The following is a 15498-nucleotide window of genomic DNA, read 5'->3' as shown; positions in this document are numbered from 1 at the left end:
CGGGAGGCTCGATCGCCTCCTCTGTGGCGGGCGGCGGGCCGCATGAACGGCCCGCCCGATCGGGTTTGCTTCAGTTGTCGAAGGCGACGACGATGCGGCGCCATGTACCGCTCTGCGCATCCTGTTCGACGCGTGCGCCGCGCACTGCGACCGCGCCTTGCACCGACGCGGGCAGCAGGATCTCGACGCGGTCGGCCGGGCGTGCCGGGCGGCCGTCCCAGCGCACCGACACGCCGAGCACGCCCGACGCCTCGCGGCCGGTTTCGACGCGCCACAGCCCGTATTCGCCGTCGCGCCATGCTTCCGTCTCGCCGTCGTCCTCGATGCATTCGCCGTACGCGACGCCGTCCTCGACGCGCGGCGCGACGACGAAGCCGCGCGTGTCGGCACGTGCGCCGAAATGCTGTTCCGCGACGTTCAGCGGCAGCACGCGGCCCTCGCGCAGCAGCATCACCGGCGTGTCGAGCGGGGCGGGCAGCGTTACGCTCGCGCCGCCGTCGAACGACTGCGCGCTCGCACAGCACATCCAGCGCGCGCCCGACGGCAGGTAGACGGTGCGCTCCGTCAGGCCCGGATCGACGACCGGCGCGACGAGCAGCGCGTCGCCGAGCATCATGTCGTCGCATGCGTCGTAGCAGCGCGCGTCGCCGGGGAAATCGGCGAAGGTCGGCCGCAGCACGGGCTCGTAGCGCGTCGTCGACAGCCACAGCAGGTGATAGAGGTAGGGCAGCAGGCGGTAGCGCTGCTTGATCAGCGATGCGACCTGCGCGGTGATCTCCGGGTACATCCACGGTTCGTTGACGGTGCCGTCGTCGTTCCACGAATGGATGCTGAAGCGCGGCATGAAGATGCCGAACTGCACCCAGCGCAGCAGCAGTTCGGGCGACGGCGCGGGCCCGGAGAAGCCGCCGATGTCGTGGCCGATGTTCGACACGCCCGACAGCGCGAGCCCGAGGCCCATCTTCAGGTTGTAGCGCAGCGTTTCCCACGACGTGTAGTTGTCGCCGGACCAGGTCTGCACATAACGCTGCATGCCGGCGCCGCCGGAGCGCGACACGAGGAACGGGCGCTGCGCCGGTGCATGCGCACGCTGCGCTTCGCGCGACGCGCGCATCATCAGCATCGTCTGCAGCACCTTCGCCTCGCGCGCGGGAAACGGCTGGCCGAAGCCGTGCGCGATCGCGTCGGGCGACCAGATCTCGTATTCGTTGTTGTCGTTCCAGGTCGACTCGATCCCGTATTCGAGCAGCGCCGACGTGACCTGCTCGCGCCACCAGCGGTACGCGTCCGGCTGCGTGAAGTCGAGATACGCGCCCACCTCGTCCCAGAACTGCACCCAGGCCGGCTCGCCGGACGCCGAGCGGATCAGCAGCCCGCGCGTTGCGGCGTCTTCGAAGGCGGGATGGTCGCGCAGCAGGCACGGCTTGATGTTCGCGCACAGGCGGATGCCGTGGTCGCGGTAATGCTGCACGAAGCCCTTCGCGTCGGGAAACTTGTCGCGGTTCCAGTTGAACACGTAGCGCTTCGCGCCGATCGACGTATAGCCCGACGACAGGTGGAACGAATCGCACAGGATGTCGTGCGTGTCGCACTGTTCGACGAACTGGTTCATCTGCTGCTGCGCGTCCGGCGCATCGGTGTAGCTCATCGTCGAGCCCGAGTAGCCGAGCCCCCATTTCGGGGTGCGCGCGGGGCGCCCCGTGAGCCACGTGAAGCGCCGCGCGGCCGCGAGCGGCGTGTCGGGCGACGCGATGAAGTAGTAGTCGAGATCGCCATGCTCGGCGACGAAGTAGCGGTACGGACCGTGATAGTTGTCGAGCTCGCGGCCCATGTCGAACGCGCAGTCCGACAGCGTGTCGTAGAACAGCCCGAAGCCCTGGCAGGCGTCCGGCGACCACGTGATGTAGAACGGGATGTGCTTGTACAGCGGGTCCGTGTGCTTCGCGCTGTAGCCCATCGCGTCGATGTTGCGCATCTCGAAGCGCGCGCCCGTGCGGTCGAGCTCGCCCGCGCGTTCGCCGAGGCCGAACACCTTGTCGCCGCGGTCGCGGGCGACGTAGTGATATGCGCGGTCGTCCCACCAGCCGAAGTTGTAGGCCTGCGTCGGGCGGTCGGCAAGCGCGACTCGCCACGTACCGTCTGCGCCGCGCATCGACCACGTGCAATGGCCGCCTTGCCAGCGCACGGCGAGCCGGATCTGCGCGGTCTCGATGTGCAGGCCGTCGTCGTCCTCGACGAGGGTGAAGGCGGGCAGCGCGAAGCCGTCGAGTTCGAGGCGGTCGCGTCCGTCGAGCGGCACGTCGTCGAGGCCCGGCGCGATCGTCCACGTGCGCGGGTTGCGCGCCGTGGCGTCGGGCAGCACGCGTACGCGCACGATGTCGTCCTCGAGCACGAAGATCTCGAGGGTCGCGCCCGTATCGGACGCGAGCAGCACACGGTTCGCGTGCTGGCCGGCGACGCGGAACACGGGCGGATGAAGAAGCGAAGTCATAAATGCGGTTCCAGTTAAGGGCGAAGGTCAGGCGTGCCGTGCGAGCAGGCGTTCCTGCTTCGACTGCCCGCGGATCAGCACCGCGAGCAGCGTGACGCCGATGATGTCGAACAGGCCGAGGCACGCGAACAGCGGCGCATAGCCGATCTTGTCGGCGAGCGCGCCGACCAGCAGCGAGAAACCGAGCCCGCCGATCCACGCGGCCATTCCGGCGAAGCCGCTCGCGGTACCGACTTCCTCGGAATCGAACACGTCGGCCGACAGCGTGTTGACGAGCGCGGAGATCATCTGGTGCGCGAAGCCGCCGACGCAGAACAGCGCGATGGCCGTGTACGGCGACGACACGAGCCCGATCATCGCGGGCCCGAGCATCAGCACCGCGCCGAGCGCGACGCCGGCGACGCGCGACCACACGAGCGGCAGCCTGAACCGCTTCGCGAGATACGGCGACAGGTAGCCGCCCGCGATGCCGCCGGCGTCGGCCGCGAGAAACGGCATCCACGCGAAGATCGCGATCTGCGTGAGCGGCATGTGGCGCTCGGTTGCGAGGTACAGCGGAATCCAGAAGCTGAAGGTCTGCCACGCAGGCTCGGCGAAGAAGCGCGGCAGCGCGATGGCCCAGAAGCGCCGCGCGGTGACGACGTCGCGAATGCGGCGCTTCGACACGGGCGGCATCGTCGCCTGGCCGTCGCGGATCAGCGCGCGTTCCTGCGGCGTGATGCGCGGATGGTCGGCGGGCGACCGGTATTGCGTGTACCAGAGCGCGGCCCACAGGAAACCGAGCGCGCCGGTGGCCATGAACGCGGCCTGCCAGCCGAACCGCATCGACAGGAACACGACGAGCGGCGGCGCGATCGCGGCGCCGAGCGACGTGCCCGCGTTGAAATAGCCGACCGCGACGGATTTTTCGCGATCGGGAAACCATTCCGCAACCGCCTTCATCCCCGACGGAATCGCGGCGGCTTCGAACAGGCCCAGGAGGCCGCGCAGGATGCCGAGCGACAGCCAGCCCGATGCGAAGCCGTGCGCGACGCCGACCACCGACCACAGCATCGCGAACAGCGCGAACCCGAGCCGCAGCCCGATCAGGTCGACGATGAAACCGCACACGGGCTGCATGATCGTGTAACCGATCTGGAATGCGCCGACGATGTACGAATACTGCTGCGTCGAGATCGCGAACACGTGCTTCAGCTCGGGGGCGAGCACCGCGAGGGAATTCCGTGCGAGGTAGTTGAGGATCGTGCCGAGACATACGAGCACGATGATCCACCAGCGCAACGCCTTGACTGTCTTCACTGCTGTCTCCTGTCGGGCAGGGCCGGCGCGCGGCGCCGGACCGATCCATGACGACCATCCGTTCGGGATGGCCTGTTTCGCTTTATTCGTACGATGTCCGATCTTGATGGCTGCCAGTTTTCCCGGTTTGACGCGGAATGATGGCGTTCAAGCGAACACTTCGCCGTTGTCGGAGGCTGAAGTTATCGGACGACTGATCATTTTCGAACATCCTATGTTCGAATTCGAATCCGGTCAACGCGAAATTGCATTCGAACGAACTTGCTCGGGGTTTTCCCCATGGGCGGGCGCAGGCGACGCACGTGCGGACCTGCGGCGATCACGCGCCAAAGGCCCGTGCGGCGGGGCTGTGCGGGCGTCGGGCGATCGCGGGGCGGGGGGACGGGACGCCACAACCCGGATGAAAATTTATTTCTTTTCGTAATTGGGATTGTGTAAATTCATTTCCATCATTCTTTCAACAACCCTTCGCATGACGCCTCTCGCTCCGCACGATGCCAGTCACGACGAACCCGCGATCGCCGAACGGATCGCGTCGGCGATGCCGTTGATGACGCCGATCCACCGGCGCATGGGCGAGTTCGTGCTCGCGAATCCGTTCCGCGCGGCGACGATGCGCATCGACGAACTCGCGCAGGCCGTGAATGCGTCGATCGCGACCGCGAACCGTTTCGCGAAGGCGCTCGGTTTCGACGGCTATCCGGCGATGCGCGCGGCGCTCGTGCGCGGCTTCGAAGCGACGCTCGGACCGGTCGAGCGGCTGCGTTCCGCGCAGGAGCAGGAGTCCGGGGTGCGCGGTGCCGCATGGATCGACGCGGTATTCGACCAGGCCGTCGCGAACATCGAGAACACGCGCGCGCAACTGGACGCGGCCGACGTCGAGGCCGCGGTCGAGGCGATCGTCGGCGCGCGGCGCGTGCTGATCCTCGGCGCGGGGTCGAGCGCGTTCCTCGCCGGGCTGATGGAGCACGGGCTGTCCGTCTGCCACGACAACGTGCAGTCGCTCGCGCTGCTCGGCGGCCCGTCGCACGCGGCACGGCGGCTCTATACGGCCGACTCGCGCGATCTCGTGATCGCGCTCGCGTTTCCGCGCTACGTGAAGGACACGATCGAACTGGCCCGCCGCGCGGCGGCGCGCGGTGCACGCGTACTCGGTATCTCCGACGGCCCGCAATCGCCGCTGGCGCCGATCGCGTCGCTGAACCTGTACGTCAAGGCCGAACGGCGCTTCGCGGCCACGTCGGAAGCCGCCGTGCTCACGATGATCGAGGCGCTGATCGACGCGGTCGCGCTGCGCACGCACCGGTCCGCGAAATCCGCCGCCGAGATGACCGAATTCCTGCTGCCGTGGCTCATGCAGCCGCAAGCGACGCAGCCGGCCGCCAACCCTTCTTCCCACCGTCCGAAAAAAACATGACTTCACCCGCGATCGTTGCGATTCACGGCGGCGCAGGCACGATCCTGCGCGATGCGATGGATTCCGATACCGAACGTCAGTACCGTGCCGAGCTGACCGCGATTCTGACGGCCGCCCAGCAGGTGCTGGCCGACGGCGGCAGCGCGCTCGACGCCGTCACCGTCGCGGTGCGGATGCTCGAGGACTGTCCGTTGTTCAACGCCGGGCGCGGTGCCGTCTATACGGCCGAAGGCAAGCATGAACTCGACGCGGCGGTCATGGATGGCGCGACGCTCGGCGCGGGTGCGATCTGCTGCGCGACGCGCGTGCGCAATCCGGTGCTTGCCGCGCGGCGCGTGATGGAGGCGAGCGAACACGTGCTGTTCGCCGGCGCGGGGGCCGATGCGTTCGCGGCCGCACAGGGGCTCGAACTCGCGGAGCCCGGCTATTTCGACACCGAAGCGCGTCACGCGCAGTGGGTCAAGGCGCGCACGGCAGCCGGCGCGATGCTCGACCATGACGCGGCGACGTTCGCGTTCGGCAAATCACCGTCGCAGCCGCAGCCGGCCGAGCCGCTCGATCCGGACCGCAAGCACGGCACGGTCGGCGCGGTCGCGTGCGACCGGTACGGCCACATCGCGGCGGCGACGTCGACGGGCGGCATCACGAACAAGCAGCCGGGGCGCGTCGGCGATTCGCCGATCATCGGCGCAGGCTGCTATGCGGACGACGCGACCTGCGCGGTGTCGTCGACGGGCACCGGCGAGATGTTCATCCGGCTCGCGACCGCGCATGACATTGCCGCGCAGATCGCGTATCGCGGCGCGTCGCTCGCCGATGCCGCGCACGACGTCGTGATGAACAAGCTGCCGCGCCTCGCGGGCCGCGGCGGGATCATCGCGGTCGACGCGCAGGGCAACGTCGCGATGCCGTTCAACACCGAAGGGATGTATCGCGGTTACGCGCGCGTCGGTGAAGCGCCGGTGGTCGGCATCTACCGCGACGACGACACGGCCTGATCCCGGCCAGCACGAAGAGGAATTCCACGATGACTTCGAGCCGAAACCCGTCCGGCCTGGTGCTGCCCGAGCAGCGCGTGGTGGCCGTCGACGACCTGTCGGTCACGTTCCGCCGCGAAGGCGCGACGTTCGACGCGGTGCGCAACGTGTCGTTTCACGTCGATCGCGGCGAGACGCTCGCGATCGTCGGCGAATCGGGCTCGGGCAAGTCGGTCACGTCGCTCGCGCTGATGCGGCTCGTCGAGCACGGCGGCGGCGCGATCACGAACGGCCGGATCGCGTTCCGCCGGCGCGGCGGCGCGCTCGTCGATCTTGCGCAGGCAAGCGGTGCGACGATGCGCGGCATTCGCGGCGCGGACATCGCGATGATCTTCCAGGAGCCGATGACGTCGCTGAACCCGGTGTTTACGGTCGGCGACCAGATCAGCGAGGCGATCGCGCTGCATCAGTCGAAGAGTGCATCGGAAGCGCGCGCGGAGACGCTGCGGCTGCTCGAACTCGTGCGCATTCCGGAGGCGCGCCGCGTGTTCGCGCGCTATCCGCACCAGTTGTCGGGCGGGATGCGGCAGCGCGTGATGATCGCGATGGCGCTGTCGTGCCGGCCCGCGCTGCTGATCGCCGACGAGCCGACGACCGCGCTCGACGTGACGATCCAGGCGCAGATCCTGCAACTGGTGCGCGGGCTGCAGGACGAAATGAACATGGGCGTGATCTTCATCACGCACGACATGGGCGTGGTGGCCGAAGTGGCCGACCGCGTGCTCGTGATGTATCGCGGCGAGAAGGTCGAGGAGGGCGAATCGGATCGCATCTTCGCGGCGCCCGCGCATCGCTACACGCGTGCGTTGCTCGCGGCCGTGCCGAAGCTCGGCTCGATGCAGGGCACCGACGCGCCCGAGAAATTCCCGCTGCTGAAGGTGGAGGGTGCAAACACGGCAGCACCGGCGGCATCGCCGGCGCCCGCACCGGCGGCGAAGAGCGATGCGCAGCGGGGCTTCGATCAATCCGCGTCGCCGATCCTGCGCGTGCGCGATCTCGTGACGCGCTTCCCGGTGAAGAGTGGCGTGTTCGGCCGCGTATCGCAATACGTGCATGCGGTCGAGCGTGTGAGCTTCGAGTTGCGCGCGGGCGAGACGCTCGCGCTGGTCGGCGAATCGGGCTGCGGCAAGTCGACCACCGGCCGCTCGCTGCTGCGCCTCGTCGAATCGCAGAGCGGCTCGATCGAGTTCGACGGCCGCGACATCAGCGCGCTGAAAGGCCCCGACCTGCAGGCGCTGCGCCGGAACATCCAGTTCATCTTCCAGGACCCGTTCGCATCGCTGAACCCGCGCCTGACCGTGGGTTTCTCGATCATGGAGCCGCTGCTCGTGCACGGTGTCGCGAGCGGCCGCGAAGCGCAGGCGCGGGTCGACTGGCTGCTCGACAAGGTCGGCCTGCCGCCCGAGGCCGCGCGTCGTTATCCGCATGAATTCTCGGGCGGCCAGCGCCAGCGGATCGCGATCGCGCGCGCGCTCGCGCTGAACCCGAAGGTCGTGATCGCCGACGAATCGGTGTCGGCGCTCGACGTGTCGGTGCAGGCGCAGATCGTCAACCTGATGCTCGACCTGCAGCGCGAACTCGGCGTCGCGTACCTGTTCATCTCGCACGACATGGCCGTCGTCGAGCGCATCAGCCATCGCGTCGCGGTGATGTATCTCGGCCAGATCGTCGAGATCGGCCCGCGCCGCGCGGTGTTCGAGGCGCCGCAGCATCCGTATACGAAGAAGCTGATGAGCGCGGTGCCGGTGGCTGACCCCGCGCGCCGGCACGCCCCGCGCCAGCTCGCGGCGGACGAAATCCCGAGCCCGATCCGCGCGGCCGGCGACGAGCCGGTCGTCGCGCCGCTCGTCGCGGTCGGCCCGGATCACTACGTCGCGACGCACCGCGTCGGCGGCGCGTACTGAACGCGCGCAGGTTGCCATGGACCGCAGCTGCGCACGAGCGAGGCAACGACGCATTTTCCCCGAGCGGGCGCCGTCCCGCCGCGACTCTCACCACGCGTTATCGAATCACCCACAGGAGCCCAGCAAGATGAACAAGCCGTATTCGTTCCCGATGTTCCGTCCACGCGCACTGCTCGCAGCGGGTGCCGGCGCGCTCGCGCTGTCGGCCGCGGTGCCCGCGTTCGCGCAGCAGACCGCGGTGATGGCGGTGGATTCGACGTTCACGACGATGGACCCGTACGACGCGAACGACACGGTGTCGCAGGCCGTCGTCAAGTCGTTCTACCAGGGGCTGTTCGGCTTCGACAAGGACATGAAGCTCGTCAACGTGCTGGCAACCGGCTACGACGCGAGCCCGGATGCGAAGACCTACACGATCAAGCTGCGCCAGGGCGTGAAGTTCCACGACGGCACCGATTTCAACGCGGCGGCCGTGAAGGCGAACTTCGACCGCGTGACCGATCCCGCGAACCACCTGAAGCGCTACAACATGTTCCGCGTGATCGAGAAGACCGAAGTGGTCGATCCGTACACGGTGAAGATCACGCTGCGCGAGCCGTTCTCCGCGCTGATCAACACGCTCGCGCACCCGTCGGCCGTGATGATCTCGCCGGCCGCGCTGAAGAAGTGGGGCCGCGACATCGCGCTGCATCCGGTTGGCACGGGGCCGTTCGAGTTCGTCGAATGGAAGCAGACCGACGACCTGAAGGTGAAGAAGTTCGCCGGCTACTGGAAGAAGGGCTACCCGAAGATCGACGCGATCGACTGGAAGCCGGTGGTCGACAACAACACGCGCGCGGCGCTGATCAAGACGGGCGAGGCCGATTTCGCGTTCCGCATTCCGTTCGAGCAGGCTGCCGACCTGAAGGGCAACCCGAAGGTCGACGTCGTGGAGCGGCCGTCGATCGTGCAGCGCTACGTGTCGCTGAACCTGCAGCAGAAGCCGTTCGACAACCCGAAGGTGCGCCAGGCGCTGAACTATGCGGTGAACAAGGAAGCGCTCGCGAAGGTCGCGTTCGCCGGCTTCGCGACGCCGTCCACCGGCGTGGTTCCGCAGGGCGTCGACTACGCGACGAAGCCGGGCCCGTGGCCGTACGACCCGGCGAAGGCGCGCGCGCTGCTGAAGGAGGCCGGTTACCCGAACGGCTTCGAGACGACGCTGTGGTCCGCCTATAACAACTCGACGTCGCAGAAGGCGATCCAGTTCGTGCAGCAGCAGCTCGCGCAGGTCGGCGTGAAGGTTCAGGTGCAGGCGCTGGAAGCCGGCGAGCGCGTCGCGAAGGTCGAGAGCGCGCCGGATCCGGCGAAGGCGCCGGTGCGGATGTACTACATCGGCTGGTCGTCGTCGACCGGCGAGGCGAACTGGGCGATCACGCCGCTGCTCGCCGGCTCGTCGGCGCCGCCGAAGCTCCTGAATACCGCGTACTACAAGAACGACACGGTCGACGGCGATCTCTCGAAGGCACTGGAGACGGTCGACCGCACGAAGAAGGCCGAGCTCTACGCCGATGCGCAGAAGCAGATCTGGGCCGATGCGCCGTGGATCTTCCTCGTGCAGGAGAAGATCGTGTATGCGCGCAGCAAGCGGCTTCAGGGGGCATACGTGATGCCGGACGGCTCGTTCAACTTCGACGAAATCTCGCTGAAATGACAGTGGTGATGACGGCGGTTCGTCCGCCACGCGGTGCCGGCGGCGCAAGCCGCCGGCACGCTGATTCGATCGGTGCCCCATGCTGAATTTTCTCGTCAAACGCCTGTTCGGCCTGCTGCCCACGCTCGCGATCGTCGCGGTGCTGGTGTTCCTGTTCGTCCACCTGCTGCCGGGCGACCCGGCGCGGCTCGCGGCCGGGCCCGAAGCCGACGACGCGACGGTCGCGCTGGTGCGCACCGATCTCGGGCTCGACCAGCCGCTGCCCGCGCAGTTCGTGAACTTCTTCGTGAAGATCGCGCACGGCGATTTCGGCCTGTCGACCCGCAGCAAGCGGCCGGTTTCGACCGAGATCGGCGAGCGTTTCATGCCGACGCTGATGCTGACGCTCGTCAGCATGGCGTGGGCGACGGCCTTCGGCATGGCGATCGGCATCGCGTCGGCGGTGTGGCGCAACCGCTGGCCGGACCGCGTCGGCATGACGCTCGCGGTGTCGGGCATCTCGTTTCCCGCGTTCGCGCTCGGCATGCTGCTGATGGAAATTTTCTCGGTGAAGCTCGGCTGGCTGCCCGTCGTGCCGGACGGTTCGTGGCGGAGCTACGTGCTGCCGTCGCTGACGCTCGGCGCTGCGGTCGCGGCCGTGATGGCGCGCTTCACGCGTGCGTCGTTCGTCGAGGTGCTGAACGAGGATTTCGTGCGCACCGCGCGCGCGAAAGGCGTGCACGAGCCGATGGTGGTGCTCAAGCACTGCCTGCGCAACGCGATGATCCCGGTCGTCACGATGATGGGGCTGCAGTTCGGCTTCCTGCTCGGCGGCTCGATCGTCGTCGAGGTCGTGTTCAACTGGCCGGGGCTCGGGCGCCTGCTCGTCGATGCCGTGACGATGCGCGACTACCCCGTGATCCAGGCGATCGTGTTGCTGTTTTCGCTCGAATTCATCCTGATCAACCTGACCGTCGACGTGCTGTACGCGGTCATCAACCCGACCATCCGGTTCAAGTGAGGCGCGCATGAACGCGACTGTCCAGACCGCGGCGCCGGCCGCACCGACCGCGATCCGCACGCCGTGGCGCGAATTCTGGCGCAAGTTCCGCAAGCAGACCGTCGCGCTCGTCGCGGGCGGCTTCGTGCTGGCGCTCGTCGTGCTGGCGTTCGTCGGCCCGCACGTCGTGCCGTTCGATCCGGAGAACTATTTCGACTACGACGCCCTGAACGCGGGGCCGTCGGCCGTGCACTGGTTCGGCGTCGATTCGCTCGGCCGCGACATCTTCAGCCGGATCATCACGGGCACGCGCATCTCGCTCGCGGCCGGCTTCTTCTCCGTCGCGCTCGGCGCGGTGATCGGCACGTTCTTCGGGCTGCTCGCCGGCTACTACGAAGGCTGGTGGGACCGCATCACGATGCGTGTGGCCGACGTGCTGTTCGCGTTCCCGGGCATCCTGCTCGCGATCGGCGTGGTCGCGATCCTCGGCAACGGGATGGTCAACGTGATCTGCGCGGTCGCGATCTTCAGCATCCCGGCGTTCGCGCGGCTCGTGCGCGGCAACACGCTGATGCTCAAGCACATGACCTATGTCGAGGCCGCGCGCAGCATCGGCGCATCGGACTGGACGATCATCATGCGGCACATCCTGCCGGGCACCGTGTCGTCGGTCGTCGTCTACTTCACGATGCGGATCGGCACGTCGATCATCACGGCCGCGAGCCTGTCGTTCCTCGGGCTCGGTGCGCAGCCGCCGACGCCGGAGTGGGGCGCGATGCTCAACGAGGCGCGCGCGGACATGGTGACGGCGCCGCACATCGCGATCTTCCCGAGCCTCGCGATCTTCCTGACCGTGCTCGCGTTCAACCTGCTCGGCGACGGGCTGCGCGACGCGCTCGATCCGAAGCTGGAGCGCCGCTGATGCGCATCGCACCGATGTGGACGGCGACGCTGCCGGCCGGGCCGCGCGGCACGATCGCCGACGTGCCGGGCGTGACGGTCGGCCATTGCACGCTCGATGCCGGCAGCGTGCAGACGGGCGTGACCGTCGTGAAGCCGCATCCGGGCGATGTGTACCGCAGCAAGGTGCCGGCGGGGGCCGCCGTGATCAACGGCTTCGGCAAGAGCGTCGGGCTCGTGCAGGTCGACGAGCTCGGCACGCTCGAGACGCCGATCGCGCTGACCAATACGTTCGGCGTCGGCGCGCTCGCGCACGCGCAGATCCGCGCGGCGATCGCCGCGAATCCGCAGATCGGCCGCGACTGGCCGACCGTCAACCCGCTCGTGTTCGAGTGCAACGACGGTTATCTGAACGATATCCAGGCGTTCGCGGTCACGGCCGCGCATTACGACGACGCGTGCCGCGCGGCGTCGCGTGACGTCGCGCGCGGCGCGGTGGGGGCCGGGCGCGGGATGTCGTGCTTCGACCTGAAGGGCGGGATCGGTTCGGCGTCGCGCGTTGCCGTCGCGGCCGGCCGGCCCTATACGGTCGGCGCGCTTGTGCTCGCGAATTTCGGCCGGCTGCCGATGCTGACGCTCGGCGGCGTGCCGCTCGGGCGCATCGTCGCGCAACGGCGGGCGGCCGAGGCCGCGCACGCGGCGCCACCCGAGCAGGGCTCGATCATCCTGTTGCTGGCCACCGATGCGCCGCTCGACGCGCGGCAACTGTCGCGGCTCGCGCGCCGTGCGGGCGCGGGGCTGGCCCGCACGGGCTCGGTCTACGGGCACGGCAGCGGCGACATCGCGCTCGCCTTCTCCACCGCCTACACGATCGCGCACGACGCGTCGACCATCGCGCTGCCGGCCCTCGTCGCCGACGCGGCGCTCGATCCGCTGTTCATGGCTGCCGCCGAAAGCGTCGAGCACGCCATCGCCGATGCGTTGCTGCAGGCCGTGACGGTGGCCGGGCGCGACGGCCACGTGCGGCAATCGCTGCGCGATGCGGTGCCCGACCTCGATCGCCTGTTCAACGAAAGTCACGAAGGACGTATTGCCCAGTCATGAAGATCCTGATTTCGACCGACATCGAAGGCGTCGCCGGCGTGTTCGCCACCGAGCAGACGCGTGCGGGCAATCCGGAATACGAACGCGCGCGGCGCTGGATGACCGCCGAGGCGAATGCGGCGATCGAAGGCGCGTTCATGGGCGGCGCGCAGGCCGTGTGGGTCAACGATTCGCACGGCGGTTTCCGCAACCTGCTGCCCGACGGGCTCGATGCGCGTGCGCGCGTCGTGCTCGGCAAGCCGCGCACGCTCGGGATGATGGCGGGCCTCGAACGGCAGCCCGACCTCGTGTTCATGATCGGCTATCACGCGAAATCGCAGACGCGCGGCATCCTCGCGCACACGATCAACAGCTTCGCGTTCACGCAGGTGTGGCTGAACGGCGTCGAGCTCGGCGAAGCCGGGCTGTACGGCGCGCTGGCCCGTGAATATGGCGCGCACGTCGCGCTGGCCACCGGCGACGACGTGTTCGCGGAAGAAACGCAGCCGCTGTTTCCGGATGCGCATTTCGAGACGGTCAAGACGGCCGGCGGCGCTTCGAGCGGCGATACGCTCACGCCGTCCGCATCGTGTGCGCGGATCGCAGCCGCTGCGCGCGAGACGGTCGCGCGGGCACTGTCGGCAGGCGTGCGCGCCGGCGCCCGTCGGCCCGCGCCGGCCGCCTGCACGTTGCGTGTGCAGACGGCGGCGCTGGCCGACCTGTTCTGCGTGCTGCCGTCGCTGGAGCGCGTCGATGCGGTGACGCTGCGCTTCGACGGGCCTTCGGTCGAGCACGTGGTGCGCACGTTGAACAGCCTGTCTGCGATGTCGTTCATGCTGCGGTGATGCGTGCCGCGGCGATGTCGCCGGCGTGCGACCGGTCAATGGGCGGTAGCAGGGCTCGCTGTCACGGCAAGCAGGAACGTTTCCATGGCCGCGACCAGCGCGAGCGGCGTCTCGTTCATCGGATAGTGGCCCGCATTGCGCAGCACGTCGACGGTGGCGAGCGGGTAGCGCCGCAGGTAAGTGCGGGCCATCAGCGCCGCGTCGAACGCCGGATCGTGCTCGCCGATCAGCACTTTCACCGGATGGGTGCCGGCGATCTCGTGGCTGAAATCCGTGTCGGCCCACGCGCGGAAGTACGCGCCGAACGCCGGCGGCGACGAACGGGCTGCCGAATACGCGGCTTTCCACGCGACCCAGGCGGCGGGCAGCCGGCCGCCGGTGCTGCGATCGATGATGGTCCGGCGATCGGCGACGTGGTCGGCGGCTCGCTCGAATAGCGCGCGTTTCTCCGCGTCGAACGGCAGGCCGCCGCAAGGCACGGGCGTGACCGGCACGAGCGCGCGCACCCGGTCGGGCGCGATGACGGCGATTTTCTCGGCCGCCATCGCCCCCATCGAGTGGCCGACGACGCTGAAGGTCGGGAATTCGAGTGTGTCGGCAAGCGCGAGCGCGTCGGCGGCGATCTCGTCGATCGTGTAGTCGCCGGCTGTGTCGCGCATGCGGCCGTAACCTCGGTAGTCCATGAACACATAGCTGAAACGCTCACGCGACAGCCACGCCTCGACGGGTTCGAACGCGTGGGCGTCGCCGAACCAGCCGGGCAGTACAAGAACAGGGTGGGGGCCGTCCCCCACGCGATGAAACGTATTCGGCATGTCCGCTCCGATGCAGTGGTAATCCGGCCGATCAGGCCGACGGGTCTTGCGGCCGCGAGGTCGCGCAAGGGGTGGAGCGGATCGTAGATCGCGCGAAGGAGACCCGCCTTCGATATCGGGTCATTGATGATGGAATTCGGGCCGTGAGAAATACGCTGCTAGATCCCTACGAACACATTCCGCGGAGCGTGGTCGTGACCGCGAACGACTACGCGGCGGGTACGACGTTTCCGGAGCACGCGCACGTGCGCGGGCAATTCGCGTTCGCGTCGCGCGGCACGATCAGCGTGTCGACGCCGCACGGGCGCTGGCTGGTGCCGCCGCAGCGCGCGTGCTGGGTGCCGGCCGGCGTGCGGCACGAAATGACGATGACCGGGCCGGTCACGATGCTCAACACGTTCGTGTCCGGCGACGCCGCGCTCGAGGCGGGTCTGCCCGAGCAGTGCGGCGTCTATGGCGTATCGGCGCTGCTGCGGCAACTGATCGACGATGCGATCGACCTGCCGGCCCTGTACGACGTCGACGGGCGCGCGGGCAAGCTGATGGCGCTGCTGGTCGCGGAAATCGCGACGATGCCGCGCCTGTCGCTGCATGCGCCGCTGCCGGCCGACGCGAGGCTGGCGAAGGTGTGCCGGCACCTGCTCGCGTCGCCGTCGATCGCGGCCGATCTCGACCAGGTGGCCGCCGATGCCGGCGTGAGCCGGCGCACGTTCACGCGGCAGTTTCGCGCGCAGACGGGCGTGAGTTTTGCCGCATGGCGCCAGCAGGTGTGCATGCTCGCGGCGATCGCCCGCCTGAGCGACGGGCAGCCGGTCACGCGCGTCGCGCTCGATCTCGGGTACGCGAGCGCCAGCGCGTTCACGTCGGCGTTTCGCCGCATTCTGGGCGATACGCCGAGCCGCTATCTGGAGATTCGGCGCTGACCGGAAGGCATCCGAGCGCACAACGCCGATGTGCCGGTCGCCACAAAAAAATACGCGTCTGCCAACTTCGGTCAGACGCGCTTAAAGGCACTCGGTCAGAAAAAATGCGCGCACG

The 15498-nt window shown here is 68.4% G+C and carries 12 protein-coding genes; 9 read left to right on the top strand and 3 right to left on the bottom strand.

Going from position 1 to position 15498, the window contains the following annotated elements:
* Window positions 1-70: 70 nt before the first annotated feature.
* Together APZ15_RS18240 and APZ15_RS18235 are read right to left on the bottom strand one after the other, a co-directional pair.
* Window positions 71-2491 carry a glycoside hydrolase family 31 protein gene (locus APZ15_RS18240; RefSeq protein ID WP_027791359.1) on the bottom strand — a complete coding sequence of 807 codons (2421 nt, stop codon included), beginning with the start codon at window positions 2489-2491 and terminating at the stop codon, window positions 71-73.
* 27 nt (window positions 2492-2518) lie between these two features.
* Window positions 2519-3790, bottom strand: coding sequence for an MFS transporter (locus tag APZ15_RS18235; protein ID WP_021156644.1), 1272 nt, complete (start codon window positions 3788-3790; stop codon window positions 2519-2521).
* Window positions 3791-4262: 472 nt separating this feature from the next.
* Between APZ15_RS18235 and APZ15_RS18230 the strand changes: the two genes are divergently transcribed.
* The 8 genes from APZ15_RS18230 to APZ15_RS18195 all read left to right on the top strand — a co-directional run bounded on the left by APZ15_RS18230 (window position 4263) and on the right by APZ15_RS18195 (window position 13645).
* Entirely contained in the window at window positions 4263-5207 is a 945-nt protein-coding gene (locus APZ15_RS18230) for a MurR/RpiR family transcriptional regulator (protein WP_027791360.1), read from the top strand.
* Window positions 5204-6205 carry an isoaspartyl peptidase/L-asparaginase family protein gene (locus APZ15_RS18225; RefSeq protein ID WP_027791361.1) on the top strand — a complete coding sequence of 334 codons (1002 nt, stop codon included), beginning with the start codon at window positions 5204-5206 and terminating at the stop codon, window positions 6203-6205. Before APZ15_RS18230 ends, APZ15_RS18225 begins: the two co-directional genes overlap by 4 nt.
* Before the next feature lie 29 nt (window positions 6206-6234).
* Window positions 6235-8148, top strand: a complete 1914-nt coding sequence (locus tag APZ15_RS18220) for a dipeptide ABC transporter ATP-binding protein (protein WP_027791362.1) — start codon at window positions 6235-6237, stop codon at window positions 8146-8148.
* Window positions 8149-8275: 127 nt separating this feature from the next.
* Entirely contained in the window at window positions 8276-9838 is a 1563-nt protein-coding gene (gsiB, locus tag APZ15_RS18215; RefSeq protein ID WP_027791363.1) for a glutathione ABC transporter substrate-binding protein GsiB, read from the top strand.
* 79 nt (window positions 9839-9917) lie between these two features.
* Window positions 9918-10838, top strand: a complete 921-nt coding sequence (gene gsiC, locus APZ15_RS18210; protein WP_027791364.1) for a glutathione ABC transporter permease GsiC — start codon at window positions 9918-9920, stop codon at window positions 10836-10838.
* A gap of 7 nt (window positions 10839-10845) precedes the next feature.
* The gene (gsiD, locus tag APZ15_RS18205; protein WP_021156639.1) at window positions 10846-11739 is read left to right on the top strand and encodes a glutathione ABC transporter permease GsiD; all 894 of its coding nucleotides are present in this window, start codon (window positions 10846-10848) and stop codon (window positions 11737-11739) included.
* On the top strand, window positions 11739-12821 hold the full coding sequence (locus APZ15_RS18200; RefSeq protein WP_027791365.1) for a DmpA family aminopeptidase: 1083 nt from the start codon (window positions 11739-11741) through the stop codon (window positions 12819-12821). Before gsiD ends, APZ15_RS18200 begins: the two co-directional genes overlap by 1 nt.
* Window positions 12818-13645: a M55 family metallopeptidase gene (locus APZ15_RS18195; protein WP_027791366.1), complete on the top strand. Its 828-nt coding sequence runs from the start codon at window positions 12818-12820 to the stop codon at window positions 13643-13645. The genes APZ15_RS18200 and APZ15_RS18195 overlap by 4 nt, the downstream gene beginning before the upstream one ends.
* Window positions 13646-13680: 35 nt before the next feature.
* Here APZ15_RS18195 and APZ15_RS18190 read toward each other — a convergent pair whose 3' ends face one another.
* The gene (locus tag APZ15_RS18190; protein ID WP_027791367.1) at window positions 13681-14460 is read right to left on the bottom strand and encodes an alpha/beta fold hydrolase; all 780 of its coding nucleotides are present in this window, start codon (window positions 14458-14460) and stop codon (window positions 13681-13683) included.
* Window positions 14461-14603: 143 nt separating this feature from the next.
* On the opposite strand from APZ15_RS18190, the gene APZ15_RS18185 reads away from it, so the two are divergent.
* Window positions 14604-15383, top strand: coding sequence for an AraC family transcriptional regulator (locus APZ15_RS18185; RefSeq protein ID WP_027791368.1), 780 nt, complete (start codon window positions 14604-14606; stop codon window positions 15381-15383).
* The last annotated feature ends 115 nt before the right edge of the window (window positions 15384-15498 follow it).

The sequence above is a fragment of the Burkholderia cepacia ATCC 25416 genome, assembly GCF_001411495.1.
In the GTDB taxonomy this organism is placed as follows: domain Bacteria; phylum Pseudomonadota; class Gammaproteobacteria; order Burkholderiales; family Burkholderiaceae; genus Burkholderia; species Burkholderia cepacia.
This window is presented reverse-complemented; position numbering and strand designations above follow the sequence as displayed.

Bases quoted from the DNA above. Each gene is read 5' to 3' on its own strand.
- APZ15_RS18200 (WP_027791365.1), top strand. From the start codon at position 11,739: ATGCGCATCGCACCGATGTGGACGGCGACGCTGCCGGCCGGGCCGCGC.
- APZ15_RS18190 (WP_027791367.1), bottom strand. From the start codon at position 14,460: ATGCCGAATACGTTTCATCGCGTGGGGGACGGCCCCCACCCTGTTCTT.
- APZ15_RS18195 (WP_027791366.1), top strand. From the start codon at position 12,818: ATGAAGATCCTGATTTCGACCGACATCGAAGGCGTCGCCGGCGTGTTC.
- APZ15_RS18225 (WP_027791361.1), top strand. From the start codon at position 5,204: ATGACTTCACCCGCGATCGTTGCGATTCACGGCGGCGCAGGCACGATC.
- gsiD (WP_021156639.1), top strand. From the start codon at position 10,846: ATGAACGCGACTGTCCAGACCGCGGCGCCGGCCGCACCGACCGCGATC.
- gsiC (WP_027791364.1), top strand. From the start codon at position 9,918: ATGCTGAATTTTCTCGTCAAACGCCTGTTCGGCCTGCTGCCCACGCTC.
- APZ15_RS18220 (WP_027791362.1), top strand. From the start codon at position 6,235: ATGACTTCGAGCCGAAACCCGTCCGGCCTGGTGCTGCCCGAGCAGCGC.
- APZ15_RS18230 (WP_027791360.1), top strand. From the start codon at position 4,263: ATGACGCCTCTCGCTCCGCACGATGCCAGTCACGACGAACCCGCGATC.
- gsiB (WP_027791363.1), top strand. From the start codon at position 8,276: ATGAACAAGCCGTATTCGTTCCCGATGTTCCGTCCACGCGCACTGCTC.
- APZ15_RS18240 (WP_027791359.1), bottom strand. From the start codon at position 2,491: ATGACTTCGCTTCTTCATCCGCCCGTGTTCCGCGTCGCCGGCCAGCAC.